The 16,426-nt window shown below is 62.9% G+C and carries 16 protein-coding genes and 1 pseudogene; 11 read left to right on the top strand and 6 right to left on the bottom strand.

Features of this window, described 5'->3' with window-relative positions:
* Window positions 1-65 precede the first annotated feature (65 nt).
* Window positions 66-458 (top strand): hypothetical protein, encoded by a 393-nt coding sequence (locus tag ACFE72_RS20040; RefSeq protein WP_375414866.1) that lies wholly within the window; start codon window positions 66-68, stop codon window positions 456-458.
* Window positions 459-639: 181 nt separating this feature from the next.
* Here ACFE72_RS20040 and leuB read toward each other — a convergent pair whose 3' ends face one another.
* The 5 genes from leuB to ACFE72_RS20015 all read right to left on the bottom strand — a co-directional run bounded on the left by leuB (window position 640) and on the right by ACFE72_RS20015 (window position 5,391).
* Window positions 640-1,752, bottom strand: coding sequence for a 3-isopropylmalate dehydrogenase (leuB, locus tag ACFE72_RS20035; protein WP_375414865.1), 1,113 nt, complete (start codon window positions 1,750-1,752; stop codon window positions 640-642).
* Between the two features lie 241 nt (window positions 1,753-1,993).
* Window positions 1,994-2,779: a molybdopterin-dependent oxidoreductase gene (locus tag ACFE72_RS20030; RefSeq protein ID WP_375414864.1), complete on the bottom strand. Its 786-nt coding sequence runs from the start codon at window positions 2,777-2,779 to the stop codon at window positions 1,994-1,996.
* A gap of 18 nt (window positions 2,780-2,797) precedes the next feature.
* A complete protein-coding gene (locus tag ACFE72_RS20025; RefSeq protein WP_375414863.1) occupies window positions 2,798-3,427 on the bottom strand; it encodes a cytochrome b/b6 domain-containing protein in 630 nt (209 codons plus the stop codon).
* A 269-nt stretch (window positions 3,428-3,696) separates the two neighbouring features.
* A complete protein-coding gene (locus ACFE72_RS20020; RefSeq protein ID WP_375414862.1) occupies window positions 3,697-4,284 on the bottom strand; it encodes a fasciclin domain-containing protein in 588 nt (195 codons plus the stop codon).
* Window positions 4,285-4,629: 345 nt separating this feature from the next.
* Window positions 4,630-5,391 carry an SDR family oxidoreductase gene (locus ACFE72_RS20015; RefSeq protein WP_375414861.1) on the bottom strand — a complete coding sequence of 254 codons (762 nt, stop codon included), beginning with the start codon at window positions 5,389-5,391 and terminating at the stop codon, window positions 4,630-4,632.
* A gap of 86 nt (window positions 5,392-5,477) precedes the next feature.
* Here ACFE72_RS20015 and ACFE72_RS20010 point away from each other — a divergent pair, with 86 nt between their 5' ends.
* Window positions 5,478-7,004: a malonyl-CoA synthase gene (locus ACFE72_RS20010; RefSeq protein WP_375414860.1), complete on the top strand. Its 1,527-nt coding sequence runs from the start codon at window positions 5,478-5,480 to the stop codon at window positions 7,002-7,004.
* Between the two features lie 141 nt (window positions 7,005-7,145).
* Here ACFE72_RS20010 and ACFE72_RS20005 read toward each other — a convergent pair whose 3' ends face one another.
* Window positions 7,146-8,000: a sulfite exporter TauE/SafE family protein gene (locus tag ACFE72_RS20005; RefSeq protein WP_375414859.1), complete on the bottom strand. Its 855-nt coding sequence runs from the start codon at window positions 7,998-8,000 to the stop codon at window positions 7,146-7,148.
* Window positions 8,001-8,361: 361 nt separating this feature from the next.
* Here ACFE72_RS20005 and sdhC point away from each other — a divergent pair, with 361 nt between their 5' ends.
* The 9 genes and pseudogenes from sdhC to ACFE72_RS19960 form a co-directional block, all read left to right on the top strand.
* Window positions 8,362-8,760, top strand: coding sequence for a succinate dehydrogenase, cytochrome b556 subunit (gene sdhC / locus ACFE72_RS20000; RefSeq protein WP_375414858.1), 399 nt, complete (start codon window positions 8,362-8,364; stop codon window positions 8,758-8,760).
* Complete coding sequence (sdhD, locus tag ACFE72_RS19995; RefSeq protein ID WP_375414857.1) at window positions 8,757-9,176, top strand: succinate dehydrogenase, hydrophobic membrane anchor protein; 420 nt, start codon at window positions 8,757-8,759, stop codon at window positions 9,174-9,176. Before sdhC ends, sdhD begins: the two co-directional genes overlap by 4 nt.
* 3 nt (window positions 9,177-9,179) lie before the next feature.
* Entirely contained in the window at window positions 9,180-11,012 is a 1,833-nt protein-coding gene (gene sdhA, locus ACFE72_RS19990; RefSeq protein WP_375414856.1) for a succinate dehydrogenase flavoprotein subunit, read from the top strand.
* A 144-nt stretch (window positions 11,013-11,156) separates the two neighbouring features.
* The gene (locus ACFE72_RS19985; RefSeq protein WP_375414855.1) at window positions 11,157-11,939 is read left to right on the top strand and encodes a succinate dehydrogenase iron-sulfur subunit; all 783 of its coding nucleotides are present in this window, start codon (window positions 11,157-11,159) and stop codon (window positions 11,937-11,939) included.
* 257 nt (window positions 11,940-12,196) lie between these two features.
* The gene (locus ACFE72_RS19980) at window positions 12,197-14,158 is read left to right on the top strand and encodes an ABC transporter ATP-binding protein/permease (RefSeq protein WP_375414854.1); all 1,962 of its coding nucleotides are present in this window, start codon (window positions 12,197-12,199) and stop codon (window positions 14,156-14,158) included.
* Window positions 14,159-14,340: 182 nt separating this feature from the next.
* Window positions 14,341-15,177 (top strand): FkbM family methyltransferase, encoded by an 837-nt coding sequence (locus ACFE72_RS19975; protein ID WP_375414853.1) that lies wholly within the window; start codon window positions 14,341-14,343, stop codon window positions 15,175-15,177.
* Window positions 15,178-15,248: 71 nt separating this feature from the next.
* Window positions 15,249-15,737: a pyridoxamine 5'-phosphate oxidase family protein gene (locus ACFE72_RS19970; RefSeq protein ID WP_375414852.1), complete on the top strand. Its 489-nt coding sequence runs from the start codon at window positions 15,249-15,251 to the stop codon at window positions 15,735-15,737.
* Complete coding sequence (locus tag ACFE72_RS19965; RefSeq protein ID WP_375414851.1) at window positions 15,738-16,028, top strand: hypothetical protein; 291 nt, start codon at window positions 15,738-15,740, stop codon at window positions 16,026-16,028.
* Between the two features lie 190 nt (window positions 16,029-16,218).
* Window positions 16,219-16,426, top strand: a pseudogene (locus ACFE72_RS19960) (OmpA family protein); the annotation flags it as partial.

Below are 16,426 nucleotides of genomic sequence, written 5' to 3'. Positions count from 1 at the left end.
CGCGCCCCGGCAGCTAAAATGACCGCAAGTGCGACGTAGCCTGTTCGACTGCCCGTGAGGACATAATGATTTTCAGATACCCCGCCGCAAAACAGCTTGCGGTGTTGCTCGCGGCAGCCTCGGTGGCTGCGTTCGGTCTCGCCTCAACCCAGGCCAATGCCGAAGTGAAGCGGAGATACGATGATCGCGGCCGTCCCTATTACGGTCCGAGCGGTCCCAACGCGGTCTATCAGCAAGGGCCGACCCGCATCTATGTCACCAAACGCTCATGGCTCGACGCCGGCACCGAAGTGCTTCCTGGCGAACGCAAGTTTCAGGACTACGCCTTTCCGCCCGACGGCGGGTATCCGTCGTTTTCGCGCGAAAACCGCAATCGCCCGATCGACCGCCAGCCGCTCAATCCACCCTCCGATTTCGGCTTCGGCGACGCGTCTGGCGGACGTTTCCCGCTGTATTGAGCAGGACACCCAACCGGTGTTGTCCCCGCGTAGCGCTAGCGCATGCACATTTCTCCGGCGTCATTGCCGGGCTTGACCTCGGCAATCCCTGCTGCTTCGCAAAAAATTTTCGAAGATCGATGCATACGCGGGTCAAGCCCGCATATGACAAGATATGCCTGCGCGGCGACGACGGCGGGGTTTACCCGTGCAGCGCCTGCACTTCTTGCAAGATCGCCTCGCCCATCTGTGTCGTGCTCACCGCAGTGGTGCCCTCGGACCTGATATCCGCGGTGCGCAAGCCTTTTGCCAGCACCGCCGCGATCGCGGAATCGACCTTGTTGGCTAGCTCTCCCAACTCGAACGAATAGCGCAGCGCCATGTTGAACGAGGCGATCATCGCGATCGGATTGGCCGCGCCGGAGCCTGCGATGTCGGGCGCCGAGCCGTGCACCGGCTCATACAGCGCCTTGCTGCGTTTGGTGCGCGGATCGACGTCGCCGAGCGAGGCCGAAGGCAGCATGCCCAACGAGCCCGTCAGCATCGCCGCGATGTCGCTCAGCATGTCGCCGAACAGATTGTCGGTGACGATGACGTCGAACTGCTTTGGCCAGCGCACCAGGCTCATGCCGCCGGAATCGGCGAGCTGGTGCTCGAGCTCGACGTCCTGATACTCCCGGTTGTGAACCTGCGTCACCACCTCGTTCCAGAGCACGCCCGACTTCATGACGTTGCGCTTTTCCATCGAAGTCAGCTTGTTGCGCCGCTTGCGCGCCAGGTCGAACGCGACGCGGGCGATGCGCTCGATCTCGTAGGTGTCGTAGACTTGCGTATCGACCGCGCGCTTCTGGCCGTTGCCGAGATCGGTGATGGTTTTCGGTTCGCCGAAATACACCCCGCCGGTCAATTCGCGCACGATCATGATGTCGAGGCCCTCGATCACCTCGCGCTTCAGGGATGATGACTCCGCCAGCGCCGGATAGCAGATCGCGGGCCGAAGGTTGGCGAACAGCGCCATCTCCTTGCGCAGGCGCAACAGACCCGCTTCCGGGCGCGCCTCGTAACGCACCTGATCCCACTTCGGCCCGCCCACCGCGCCGAAGATCACGGCGTCGCTCGCCTGCGCCAGCGCCATGGTGGCGTCGGTGATCGCAACCCTGTCGGCATCATAGGCGCTGCCCCCGACCAGGCCCTGCTCGGTCTCGAAATGGACGATGCCTTGCGCATTGAGCCAGTCGATCAGCCGCTTTACCTCAGCCATCACTTCGGGGCCGATGCCGTCGCCGGGCAGCAGGAGGAGCTTGTAGGTGGGCATGGTTACCTCAGAGAATCACTTCGTCATGCCGGGCTGGTCCCGGCCATCCACGTCCTGCTTCCTGCAAAGGCAAGAAGACGCGGGTGCCCGGCACAAGGCCGGGCACGACGAAAACGTTAAATCCGCGCGGAGTGCTAAAACGGCCTTGCCCGATTGGCAAGACCATTGCCTGGCCCGGACTGTGCTCGGGATCGGCGGTGACGATCGCGTTCGGGTCTGCCGCCTGCGTGCCAATACAACATCAGCTCCCGCTGAACGAATTATAGCCCTGGTCTTCCCAATAGCCGCCCTTGTAGTCGTTGGTGACTTCCATCGAGATCACATATTTCGGATTCTTGAAGCCGAGTTTGGTCGGCACCCGGATCTTCATCGGATAGCCGTAAGCGCGCGGCAGAACCTGATTGTCGAACTTGAACGTCATCTGGGTCTGCGGGTGCAGCGCACTCGCCATGTCGAGCGGGCTGTTGTAGCCGTCGGAATCCGCGCACTGGAACCAGCAATACTTCGCCCGCGTGTCGGCGCCGACGATTTTCAGGAAGTCTCGCAGCGGCGTGCCGCTCCAGCTGCCGATCGCGCTCCAGCCTTCGACGCAGATGTGGCGCGTGACCTGCTTCACCTCGGGGAGCTTGTAGAGTTCCTTCAGCGTCCAGGATTTCTTGTTGTCAACCAGGCCGCGCACCTCGAGCTTCCAGTCCGCGCCCTTGATATCCGGCGCATCTTCCTGATCGTAATAGCCGTTGAACGGAAACGGCCGCGTGATCGCGCTTTCCGGGAATGTCGGCGCCAGCGCGTTGGGGTTGAAGATCGCAGCCTGCACGCCGTCATTGAATTTCGAGATCTGCTTCAGCATGTTCTCGGCGGAAAAACTGTCCGAGACGTCGCAGCCGGTCAACAGCGTCAGCGCACCGAGGCTGGCTCCGCCGGCGACAAAGCGCCGCCGCGACAGGTCCGGCAGCAGCTTTGTTGCATCCCTGATCAGCAGCTTCTTGTCGACGCCGGGGATCAGCAGTCTGCGGATGCGGCCCATGATTGTTCTCCTCGAATCTCAGCGGCCGATGATCATGGCGCGCAGGCTTTTCGGAACCAGCAGCGCCAGGGCGACATGAACGACCAGGAACGCGACGATCGAGGCCATGCAGATGAAATGAACGTAGCGCGCGAAGTCATAGCCGCCGAATAGCGCCGTCAGATATTGCAGTTGCACCGGCTTCCAGATCGCCAGGCCCGACAGCACGATCAGGACGCCGACGGTAATGATCCCGGCATAAAGCAGTTTTTGCACGTAATTATAATTGGTCAGATCCTGGTGCGACAGCTTGCCGGTCAGCGCCGCCCTGGTATCGGTAATCACGCCCTGCGGCGTGATCGGCAGGAGCTTTTTGCGGAAGCGTCCGGTGACAAAGCCGAACACCAGATAAACCAGCCCATTGACCATCAGCAGCCACATCGCCGCGAAATGCCAGAGCAGCGCACCGCCGAGCCAACCGCCCAGCGTGAGCGAGCTCGAGAATCTGAAATTGAACAGCGGCGAGGCATTGTAGATCTGCCAGCCGGACATGATCATCAGGATCATCGCCACCGCGTTGATCCAGTGCATCATGCGCACCCACGCGGGCTGAATAATCTTGGCAGGGCCGGCGGTCGCGCGCTGCTCGGTGGCTGTGATGCTCGACATGGCTGGTCCGTCCTGAATTCGTCTTCGACTATACGCCCAAATCTCCGTTTCGTTACTGCGATAAAGGTTATCAAGTCGATTTTACCTGTTTCGCCACGCTTCCGGCGCTACCCTGAGGACCGCGCGGTTGCGCGTCTCAAAGGAAAGGCCGCAAGCGCCGAGGCCTGCGACCATCCATCGAGCTCGCCGCTTCGCGGCGAGCACCTCAGGATGACGGCCGCGTACGCGACGCGCGCTTCCCGACAGAAGCGCGGAGGTCGCGTGCGGCGTTACGACGCCGGCATCAGGACGGTGTCGACCACATGGATCACGCCGTTGGACTGGTTGACGTTGGCGATGGTGACGGTCGAGGAGCCACCCTTGGCATCGACGATCATGACCTTGTCGCCGGACTTCTTCACGGTCAGCTCTTCGCCTTCGACGGTCTTGAGCTTCTTGCCGTCGGTCAGGTCGGAGGCTTCAAGCTTGCCCGCCACCACGTGGTAGGTCAGAATCTTGGTCAGCGTCGCCTTGTTCTCGGGCTTTACCAGAGTGTCGACGGTGCCGGCCGGCAGCTTGCCGAAGGCGGCGTTGGTCGGCGCGAACACGGTGAACGGGCCCTTGCCTTCCAGCGTCTCGACCAGCCCCGCGGCCTTCACCGCCGCAACCAGGGTGGTGTGGTCCTTGGAGTTGACGGCGTTCTGGATGATGTTCTTGGAGGGAAACATCGCCGCGCCGCCGACCATCACGGTCTTTTCGCCGGACATCTCGCTCTTCATCATTTTCTTGTCTTCGGCACTGGCCGGTGCAATGACGCTTGCGGTGAGAGCCAGCGCGCTGAAGGCTGCGGCCGAAAGAAATACAATACGCTTGGACATGGATCGTCTCCCGATGGATGTGGCCGACGGATATCCGCCGGCGATTAAGGGCAACAACGATGCGCCGCTCGTTTGAGATTCGACTGCGCGTCGTTGGGCCGAGCTACGGGACGGGTTTCGCCCGGTTTCGGAAAAACTTTTTCGTGTTGTTTGAAACTATTTTACGCGCGGGCCGTGTGGGGCAGGCTGCGCCAACAAACTCCGCGTCGTCCCCCGCGCAGGCGCCCTGGGGCCTGCACGGGGACGACGGCGGCTCTGGTCATTGCGAGAAGCTCCTTGCGACGAAGCAATCCGGTCGGAGCCCGGAGCTCTGGATTGCTTCGCTTCGCTTGCATGACGGCCCCGCTAATCCCGGCTATGCGGCGTCTGAATAAAGCCCCGGTTCCAGGTTGGGCTGATCAGTATCTCGTTCATGCAGACCCGCGGCGGCATGCTGGCGACAAAGGCAATGGTGCGGCCGAGATCTTCGGACTGCAGCATCCGCGCCTGCTCTTCGTCGCTCGGCACCACCGGCCGCAATTTGAGGATTGGCGTGGCGACCTCGCCCGGCGACAGGCAGCAGGCGCGCAGCCCGTTGACGCATTCATCCATGTTGAACGAATGGGTCAGCGCCAGCACCGCGTGCTTGGTGGTGGTGTAGGCCGGGCCCGGCATTTTCGAGACGTGGCGTCCCGCCCACGAAGCGACGTTGATGATGATGCCGTCCTTCTGCCTGCGCATCGCCGGCAGCACCGCGCGCATGCAGTAGAGCACGCCGTTGAGGTTGATATCGACGAGCTTGTCCCAGCCTTCCAGTTCCATATCTGCCCAACTGCGTTTCGGCACGTTGATGCCGGCGCTGTTGACAAGAAGATCGATGCGGCCGTGACGGCCAAGAATCTGACCGGCGGCCATGTTGACGTCGTCCGACTTGCTGACGTCGAGCGCGATCGCCTCGGCCTCGCCTCCCGCCGCGGCAATCTTCGCGACCACGGCGTCGAGCGCGGCCTTGCGACGTCCCGACACCACCACCGTCCAGCCGTCCGCCGCCAGCGCTTCCGCGCCGGCCTCGCCGATCCCGCTGCCGCCGCCGGTCACCCAGGCCACGCGTTTCCCGTTCCGTGTCATGCAAACTGTCTCCGTTGCTTTATGAAGGACGTTTTTGCTATTCAACTGTGCGGCCGCTGGAGCCGCGCTGCCCGCCGGAATGATGCATGAACACCCCTACGAACGCCAACCTGTTTTCTCGCCTGTTCAACGGCGTCGATAACCCCGACCGGCTCGCGATCGAAATGCTGGACGGGCAGCGCATCAGTTACGGCAATCTTATCGCCCGCGCCGGGCAAATGGCGAACGTACTCGCGGCGCGCGGCGTCAAACCGGGTGACCGCGTCGCGGCACAAACGGAAAAATCCGTCTCGGGGCTGGTCCTGTATCTCGCCTCGGTGCGGGCCGGCGCGGTCTATCTGCCGCTCAACACCGCCTATACGCTCAACGAGCTGGAATATTTCATCACCGACGCCGAACCCTCGCTGATGGTATGCGATCCGTCGAAGGCGGAAGGCATCCGCGCCATCGCCGCGAAGGTCGGCGCCGGCGTCGAGACATTGGATGCCGGCGGCAACGGCTCGCTGACCGACGCGGCCGCCGGGGCGCCGCCGGAGTTCGAAACCGTCGCACGGGAAAATGACGACCTCGCCGCGATCCTCTACACCTCCGGCACCACCGGCCGCTCCAAGGGCGCGATGTTGACGCACGATAACCTCGCGTCGAATTCGCTGGCGCTGGTCGATTACTGGCGCTTCACCGACAAGGACGTGCTGATCCACGCGCTGCCGATCTATCACACCCACGGTCTGTTCGTGGCCAGCAACGTCACGCTGTTCGCGCGCGCCTCGATGATCTTCCTGCCGAAGTTCGATCCTGAGCTGATCATCAAGCTGATGGCGCGGGCCACCGTGATGATGGGCGTGCCGACGTTTTATACCCGGCTGTTGCAAAGCCCGGCGCTGACCGAAGAGGCGACCGCACATATCCGGCTATTCGTTTCCGGCTCCGCCCCCTTGCTGGCCGATACCCATCGCGAATGGGCGGCGCGTACCGGCCACGCCGTTCTCGAACGCTACGGCATGACCGAAACCAACATGAACACCTCGAATCCCTACGACGGCGAGCGCGTGCCCGGCGCGGTCGGCCAGGCGCTGCCCGGCGTCTCCGTGCGCGTCACCGATCCCGAGACCGGCAAGACATTGGGCCCGGAACACATCGGTATGATCGAGGTCAAGGGCCCCAACGTGTTCAAGGGCTATTGGCGGATGCCGGAAAAGACCAAGTCCGAATTTCGCGACGACGGCTTCTTCATCACCGGCGATCTCGGCAAGATCGACGGCACCGGTTACGTCCACATTCTGGGCCGCGGCAAGGATCTGGTGATCTCCGGCGGCTTCAACGTGTATCCGAAGGAGATCGAGAGCGAGATCGACGCCATGCCGGGCGTGATCGAGGCTGCCGTGATCGGCGTGCCGCACGCCGATTTCGGCGAGGGCGTCACCGCCGTGGTCGTTTGCGACAAGAACGCCGGCGTCGATGAAGCCGCGGTGCTCGAAGCGCTCGACGGACGGCTGGCGAAATTCAAGATGCCCAAGCGCGTGTTCATCGTCGACGAATTGCCGCGCAACGCCATGGGCAAGGTGCAGAAGAACGTTTTGCGCGAAACCTACAAGGGCATCTATATGAAGTAGGCTCGTGTCCCGGGTGCGATGCAGCGCGTAGCGCTTGCGAAGCGCTGCTTCGCAAGCACCGGGACCGCACCAAACGCCGGAGGTCGTGACGGCCCGGCTCTGCAGCGCGCCGCGCTGCGCTGCAGCCGGGCACGACCAGCGTCACAGCAAACTGATCACGAACCTGCTGCCGACGATAAACAGATAGCACCCGAACGCTCTCTCCAGCGTGCGCTTCGACATCGCATGCGCGGCGCGAACGCCGAGCGGCGCGGTGAGAAGGCTGGTCGGCATCACCAGGACCGCGCCGATCAGCGAGACGTAGCCGAGCGCAAACGGCCATTGCAGCGCGGCAATATCTGGGAAGCGCGCCGCTGCGGGCCAGCCGGCATAGATGTAACCAAGGGCGCCGGGAATCGAGATCAGCACCGCCAGTGCGGAGGACGTCGCAACCGCTTGGTGGATCGGCCGGCCGTAGAACGTCATCAGCAGGTTCGAGAACAACCCGCCGCCGACCCCCATCAAGGTCGAGAGCAGCCCGACCAGGCTGCCATAAAGCTTCATCAGGAATCCGCTCGGCAGCGTCTCGCCAAGCCGCCAGGACTCGCGGCCGAACAGCAGCCGCGCCGCCGCTGACCATGCGACGGCGACAAAGACGATTTTGAACAACCGTTCCGGCGCATAGCGCGCGATCACGCTGCCCAGGACGACGCCGGAGATTACCGGCACCGCCCAGACCCGCAGCACCGCCATATCCACCGCGCCGCGGAAATGGTGAGCGCGGAACGAACTGATCGAGGTCGGGATGATGATGGCGAGCGAGGTGCCGATGCACAGCGGCATCCGTACCTCCAGCGGCACGCCGGCGAGCCGGAAACATTCATAGAATACCGGCACCAGCACTGCGCCGCCGCCGATTCCGAACACACCGGCCAGAAATCCCGCCAACGCGCCGACCGCGACGAGCAGGACCGCAAGTTCAAGCAGTTCGGAGACGTTCAGTCCTGCAACCGGCATTCCCGCTCCGTCTGTCCAAAATCTCGCCCGTCACGCGCGGCGTCTGCTTTGGTTCGTCATACGCGGGCTTGACCTTCGTATCCATCAACCTTCGATAAAGCATTCCGCGGCCGGGAGCCTGGCCATGACGGAGAGGATCAACGCGGTCGCCGGCGCCTGAATCGGGCTTCAGGCATACCAACGACCAACCCTGATAGGCGGTGTCAATGCACATCATTGCAGGGCTCATCTGAAACTATGAACATTCATTCGCAAACGGTGATTTCGGCGTTGCGCTGACTGTTTCGAGTTCGTAAATAGAATTGAACTAACGCGATCCCCGAACCGGCTGCCTGCGCAGCCAGCAACCGTCAAAGTCGCCATGACCGCCAGGATCGAACGCCCGCTTTCGCCGCATCTGCAGACCTATCGCTGGACCCTGACGATGGCACTGTCCATCGTCCATCGCATCACCGGCGTGGCGCTGTATTTCGGCACTCTGCTGTTGGCGTGGTGGCTGATCGCGGCGGCGTCGGGACCCGGCGCCTATGGCAATGTTCAGGCCTTTACCTCGAGCTTCATCGGGCGTCTGATGGTGTTCGGCTACACTTGGGCGCTGATGCACCATCTGCTCAGCGGCATCCGGCATTTTTGCTGGGATCTCGGCTACGGTTTCAAGCCGACCGAGCGGGAGGCGCTGACCTGGGGCGCGCTGATCGGCGGCATTGCGCTGACCGTGCTGTTGTGGATCGCAGCTTACGCGATCGGAGGCGGACGATGAGCTTTGATGAATCACACGGCTCACCGCTCAAGGACCGTTCGATGCGCACGCCGCTGGGGCGGGTCCGCGCGCTCGGCGCCTCGCATTCCGGCACCGGCGATTTCTGGCGCCAGCGCATCACCGCCGTGGCGCTGGTGATCCTGATCGTGCCGGTTATCGTCGTGGTGATGATGCTGCTCGGCCGCAACCAGGCCGGCGCCGCGCAAATCCTTGGCTCGCCGGCGGTGGCCATCATAATGCTGCTGTTCATTATCGCAAGCGCCTGGCACATGAAGATCGGCATGCAGGTGGTGATCGAAGACTACATTCATAACGAGAAGCTCAAGCTCGCTTCCATCATGGCCAACAACTTCTTCTCTTTCGTGGTGGCGCTGGCGTCCAGCTACGCCATTCTTAAACTGTCATCTGGAGTCTAGCGCATGGCTCAAGGCAATGGCAAAAACGGCGCTGCGCCCCCCACCAATGGCCACGCTTATCCGATCGAGGACCATACCTACGACGTCGTCGTGGTCGGCGCCGGCGGCGCCGGCCTGCGCGCCGTGGTCGGCTGCAGCGAAGCCGGGCTGCGCACCGCCTGTATCACAAAAGTTTTTCCGACCCGCTCGCATACGGTCGCCGCGCAGGGCGGCATTTCGGCGGCGCTCGGCAACATGCATCCCGACGACTGGCGCTGGCACATGTACGACACCGTCAAGGGGTCGGATTGGCTCGGCGATCAGGACGCCATCGAATATATGGTGCGCAACGCGCCAGAAGCGGTCTACGAACTCGAGCATTGGGGCGTGCCGTTCTCGCGCACCGAAGACGGCAAGATCTATCAGCGCCCGTTTGGCGGCATGACGCTGGATTTCGGCAAGGGCCAGGCGCAGCGCACCTGTGCCGCTGCCGACCGCACCGGTCATGCCATGCTGCACACCATGTACGGCCAGGCGCTGCGCCATGCCGCTGAGTTCTACATCGAATTCTTCGCCATCGACCTGATCATGGACGACCAGGGCACCTGCCGCGGCGTGATCGCGCTGAAACTGGATGACGGCACGCTGCACCGGTTTCGCGCGCAAACGACGATTCTCGCCACCGGCGGTTACGGCCGCGCTTATGCCACCTGCACCTCGGCGCACACCTGCACCGGCGACGGCAGCGCCATGGCGTTGCGCGCGGGCCTGCCGCTGCAGGACATGGAGTTCATCCAGTTCCACCCGACCGGCATCTACGGCGCCGGCTGCCTCGTCACCGAAGGCGCGCGCGGCGAAGGCGGCTATCTCGTCAATTCGGAAGGCGAGCGCTTCATGGAGCGCTATGCGCCGTCGGCAAAGGACCTCGCATCGCGCGATGTGGTCTCGCGCGCGATGACCATCGAAATCCGCGAAGGCCGCGGCGTCGGCAAGAAAAAGGACCACATCTTCCTGCATCTCGACCATCTCGACCCGAAGGTGCTGCACGAGCGGCTGCCGGGCATTTCGGAGTCGGTGCGGATTTTCGCCGGCGTCGACGTCACGCGGGAGCCGATCCCGATCGCACCGACGGTGCACTACAACATGGGCGGCATTCCCACCAATTATCACGGCGAAGTGCTGACCAAGAACAATGGCGACGATAACGCCATTGTGCCCGGTCTGATGGCGCTCGGCGAAGCGGCCTGCGTCTCCGTGCACGGCGCCAACCGGCTTGGCTCCAATTCGCTGATCGATCTCGTGGTGTTCGGCCGCGCCGCCGCGCTGCGCTGTGCTGAAAAACTCACCCTCAACGGCAAGCAGCCGGAACTGCCGGCAGGCTCGGCCGACAAGGCGCTCGGCCGGCTCGACCGTTATCGCTACGCCTCCGGCGGCACGCCGACCGCGAAACTGCGCGACGGCATGCAGCACGTGATGCAGAACAATTGCGCGGTGTTCCGTACCGGCGAGGTGCTGCATGAGGGCCAGCAGTTGATCCACAACGTGCATGGCGGGATCGGCGACATCTCCGTAACCGACCGTTCGCTGACCTGGAATTCGGATCTCGTCGAGACCCTGGAGTTCGACAATCTGATCGTGCAGGCGGTGGTGACGATGGACTCGGCCGCCAACCGCACCGAGAGCCGCGGCGCCCATGCCCGCGAGGATTTCACCGAGCGTGACGACAAGAACTGGATGAAGCACACCTTGGCCTGGATCGATGAGCGCGGCCGCACCACCATCGATTATCGCCCGGTGCACGACTATACCATGACCAACGACGTGCAGTACATCCCGCCCAAGGCGCGGGTGTATTGATGACGCGCAATAACATCAGCCGTCATTCCAGGGCGACGCGAAGCGTCGAGCCCGGAATCCATAACCACCATCGTGAGTATGGATTGCGGGCCTGCGCCAAGAGGCGCATCCCGGAATGACGAGTGGTTCGAGCTAGGATACATCATGGTTGAATTCGCACTCCCGAAAAACTCGAAAATCTCCGGCGGCAGGACCTGGCCGAAGCCGGCGGGGGCGACCCAGACGCGTGAGTTCAATATCTATCGCTGGAATCCGGACGACGGCAAGAATCCCAGCGTCGACACCTATTTCATCGACACCGACGATTGCGGGCCGATGGTGCTGGACGGCCTGATCTGGATCAAGAACAATATCGATCCGACGCTGACCTTCCGCCGCTCCTGCCGCGAAGGCGTCTGCGGCTCCTGCGCCATGAATATCGACGGCCAGAACACGCTGGCCTGCACGATGTCGATGCACGACGTCAAGGACGGCGCGGTGAAGATCAATCCGCTGCCACACCAGCCGGTGGTCAAGGATCTGGTCCCCGACCTTACCAATTTCTACGCGCAATACGCCTCCATCGAGCCGTGGCTGAAGACGTCGTCGCCGACGCCGCAGAAGGAGTGGCGTCAGAGCCATGAAGACCGCGAAAAGCTGGACGGGCTCTACGAATGCATTCTGTGCGCGTGCTGCTCGACCTCGTGTCCGAGCTATTGGTGGAACAGCGAACGCTTCCTCGGCCCCGCGGCGCTTTTGCAGGCGACGCGCTGGGTCAAGGATTCCCGCGACGAAGCCACCGGCGAGCGGCTCGACAATCTCGAAGACCCGTTCCGCCTCTACCGCTGCCACACCATCATGAACTGCGCCAAGGCCTGCCCGAAAAGCCTCAACCCGTCCGAGGCCATCGCCGAACTCAAGCTGAAGCTGGTCGAGCGGCAGGTGTGAGCGCCCTCGTGTCCGGCATGCGAAGCGCCGCGTAGCCCTTCGCGAACCGCTGCTTCGTGGAATCGCGCCCCGGTTGGAATTGAAAAGGCTGGACTCCGGCTCTGCAGCGCGCTGCGCGTTCGGGGAACGGGCAACATTCGCTGCGGACTCGACCCGCGTATCCATCCTGCTTTGCGCAGCCGTTCATCCGCGGCACGGATACCGTACGTCTGGGTGGAACCCGACGGAACCTTTTGAAATCCTTGCCGTTATCGGCGATGGCCAAGCGTCCTGCCAAACCATCCGCCTCGAGCAAAAAGCCGCCGATTGTCGAGGTGGTGGCGGAAACCGGCGACCACGTTGAACCGCCGCCGCCGGAAGTGCTTGAAACCGATCCCGAATTGTCTGCGGAGGAAGCCGAAGCGGCGCGTCGGGATTATCTGCTGACGCGGTTCTGGATCAGCGCGCGCGGGTATTGGGGCAAGAACGGCGGCCGGCTGGCGTGGGGGTTTTCGATCGGCCTCGGCATCTTGATCGTCGTCAATGTCGGCTTCCAGTACGGCATCAACGTCTGGAATCGCGCCATCTTCGATGCCATCGAGAAACGCGATTCCGCCACCGTGTTCTATTTGACCGGAATTTTCTTCCCGCTCGCGATCGGCAGCGTGCTGATCGGTGTAGCGCAGGTATATGCGCGAATGGGAATCCAGCGGCGCTGGCGCGCCTGGCTGACCAGTTCGGTGCTGACGCGCTGGCTTGCCAATGGCCGCTACTACCAGCTCAATCTCGTCGGCGGCGACCATAAGAACCCGGAATATCGCATCGCCGAGGATTTGCGGATCGCAACCGATTCGCCGGTGGATTTCGCCGCCGGCGTTACCTCGGCGTTCTTGTCCGCGACCACCTTCATTGTGGTGCTGTGGACCATCGGCGGCGCGCTGACGGTGACGGTCGGCGGCTCGGCCATTACCATTCCCGGCTTCCTGGTGATCGCCGCGGTGCTGTATGCCGCGATCGCATCAGGCTCGATCATGACCATCGGCCGCAGTTTCGTGCAGGTTTCCGAAGACAAGAACCAGGCCGAGGCGGAATTCCGCTATACTCTCACCCGCGTGCGCGAGAACGGCGAGAGTATCGCACTGCTCGGGGGCGAGGAAGAAGAACGCGACGGCATCGACAAGACCTTTACCAACGTGCTGCGGCAATGGTCGCGCCTCGCCGGCCAGCATATGCGCACCACGCTGGTGTCGCAGGGATCGAGCCTGATCGCACCGGTGGTGCCGCTCCTGTTGTGCGCGCCGAAATTCCTCGACGGCAGCATGACATTGGGACAGGTGATGCAGGCGGCTTCCGCATTCACCATCGTGCAAACCGCATTCGGCTGGCTGGTCGACAATTATCCGCGGCTTGCGGACTGGAACGCCTGCGCGCGACGCATCGCCTCGCTGATGATGTCGCTCGACGGTCTGGAACGCGCCGAGCGCGGCGACGGCTTTGGCCGCATTCAACGCGGCGAAACCGACGGCGATACCATGCTCAGCCTCAATGATTTATCGGTGACGCTCGACGACGGCACCGCCGTGGTTGGCGACACCGAAGTCGATATCGAACCCGGCGAAAAGCTGCTGGTGTCGGGCGAATCCGGTTCGGGCAAGAGCACGCTGGTGCGCGCCATCGCAGGTCTTTGGCCGTGGGGCGGCGGCAGCGTCAATTTCCATCCGGACCGGCGGCTGTTCATGCTGCCGCAAAAGCCCTACGTACCATCCGGTACGCTGCGCCGCGCGGTGGCGTATCCCGGCGCCGCGGAAGACTGGAGCGTGAAACAGATCGGCGAAGCGCTGGACAAGGTCGGGCTGAAGCACCTGATCGAGAAAATCGAACAAGACGCGCCGTGGGACCAGACCTTGTCGGGCGGCGAGAAACAGCGGCTCGCCTTTGCGCGGCTGTTTTTGCATAATCCCGACATCATCGTATTGGATGAGGCGACCTCGGCGCTGGACGAAAAGAGCCAGGACAAGATGATGGAGCTTTTGACCAAGACCTTGCCCGAAGCCACCGTGGTCAGCGTCGCGCATCGCGCCGAGCTGGAGGCGTTCCACAGCCGCAAGATCGTGCTGGAGCGGCGCAAGGGCGGCGCCAAGCTCGTCAGCGACATCGATCTCATTCCTCGCAAGGGCAAGCGCCGCCTGCTTGGCCGTTTTTTGCGCCAGCGCAAGGCGGTGCCGAAAAACGCGGTGTGATCCTTCCTGCGCCGGCGACGTCATCATGAGGTGCGCGACGCGTCTTGCGGCTAACCTCGAAGGATGGACGGCCAACGCCCGCGGGCATCCTGCGAGACGCCGCGCAAGATGCGCGACCTTTGGAGCGTTGGAACCGCGCGCAAAGTCGGCTATGCATGCGCCGCTTAACCAAGGATGCGTGTTTGACTCCCGACCACCACTATTCGCCGGCTCCCTTCGGCGCGTTCGCGCCCAACGCCGCGCAGCAGGCGATCCTCGCGCTGGCGCAGCGCACGCGGCTGAAGCGCGGCGCGTTCCGGCCGATGCTGTCGCGGCTTGTGAACATGTTGCGCGCCGGGCCGGTCGATGTTTACTATCAGGGCGCGGCGTTCCGTTTCTATCATCAAGCCAGCGCGACGGAGCGCGGCGCGCTGCTCAATCCCGGCTACAATATCGAAGAACTGGATTTCCTGCGCGCCCATACGCCGGCGGGCGGCGTGTTCGTCGATATCGGTGCCAACGCCGGCACCTATGCATTACCGCTGGCTCGCCATGTCGGTCCGCGCGGACGGGTGATCGCGGTAGAGCCGCATCCGGTAATGGTCGCCCGCCTCGCATTTAATCAGGCCGCATCGGCGAGCGGCAATTTGGCGCTGATTGCCGCCGCCGCCGGAGCTGCCGATGGCGAACTCATGATCGAAACCGATCATGAAAACTACGGCGCCAGCCATATCTACCCCGACGCCGGGGAACACAGCAGCGCGATCAGGGTGCCGGCGATGCGGCTGTTGCGCATCCTGCAGGACCAGGGCGTGGATCGCGTTGATTCGCTCAAGATCGACGTGGAGGGCTACGAGGATCGCGTGCTGATAGGCTTCTTTCGCGACGCGCCGGCCGCACTGTGGCCGCACGCCGTCGCGATCGAGCATCTGTCCCGTGACGATTGGCTCAACGATTGTCTCGCCGATATGCTCGCGCGCGGGTACGTCGAGGCCGGCAGGACCAGAAGCAACACGCTGTTGCTGCGCGGTTCCATCTAATCGCGATATCGGAATCGGGAACAATCGTTGGTTTGGCGCCGTTATTGCTCCAGCAGCAATGGAGCGACGATATGGCCACCAACGATACTTCGCACGACGTCGATCGTGCCTGGGAATTGATGAAGAAGATCGGGTTTGCGATGCTGGTCACCCGCGATGGCGATAAGCTGCGCGCGAGGCCGATGAGTGCGCATGTCGAGCGCGACAACAATGCGATCTATTTCCTTACCGACGCGCGTCGTCATAAGGACGACGAGATTGCCCGCAATCCGAATATCAACCTGTCGTTTGCCGATGCCGGCGATCAGAAATATGTCTCGGTCAGCGGTACTGCGGAGGTTTCCAATGACCGGGCCAAGATCAAGGAATTGTTCTCGACTCCGGCGAAGGCGTGGTGGGACAGCGCGGAGGACCCGAATATCCGTGTGCTCAAGATTGCGCCCGAGGATGCCGAGTTCTGGGATTCACCGGGCACCGTCATCAGCTATGTGAAGATGGCCGCAGCGGCCGTCACCGGTTCACGGCCCAACCTTGGCGAAAACCGTAAGGTCGCGATTTAAATGGCAGAGCCGATCGAAGACCCGCCGATCAAACCGGGCAAGCCAACCGAACCGCCGCAGGAAGAGCCGCCGGGAAATCCGCAGCCGGAGATTCCGCCGCCGATGCAGGATCCCGGCCCGGCGCCGCAACCGCAGGAGCTCCCCGGACGCACGCCCGACGAGTTGCCGGTGCGAGGCCCGCAAGGACCGCGAACGCCCTATCCTGCAACCGATGCCGGGATTACCGATCTGCCAGGTTCGCAGCCGGACGTAATTCCTGGCGGCCCGGAAATCCCGCAAGGAACGATGTAGCTGCAAATCCGCGGGGCCTGAACACGCCCTGAATGGAGGCGTATCCAGACCCCGCGCCCGTTGAAATAAAACCCTCGATGCGTTTGTAAGTCGCCACAATCCGGCCTAACGGTTGGCCGTTGATTGCCATGTCGATACGTTGCAGGCGCCTCGCGTGCTGCCCATGCAAGATTTCCGGGGACTTAGCTTCATGACAAAACTTCGTCTCGTGCTGCTCGCCACCACTACGCTCACGGCCGCGCAAGTCGCAAACCCCTCCTCCCATGCGCAGAATTTACCGGTGGTGATGGCGCAAGCCGGCCCTCCCGGAAGCGAATCAAAGGAAGCGCCGCCAAAGCAGCCGCCGAAGGCCTCGCCGCCTGCGCGCCCGGCGCCGCCCGCCCCGCCTCCGGCTGCCG

The sequence above is a fragment of the uncultured Bradyrhizobium sp. genome (assembly GCF_964252615.1).
Taxonomy (GTDB): Bacteria; Pseudomonadota; Alphaproteobacteria; order Rhizobiales; family Xanthobacteraceae; genus Bradyrhizobium.
Note: the sequence above shows the minus strand (reverse complement) of the source record. Positions and strands in the feature narration are given on the sequence as shown.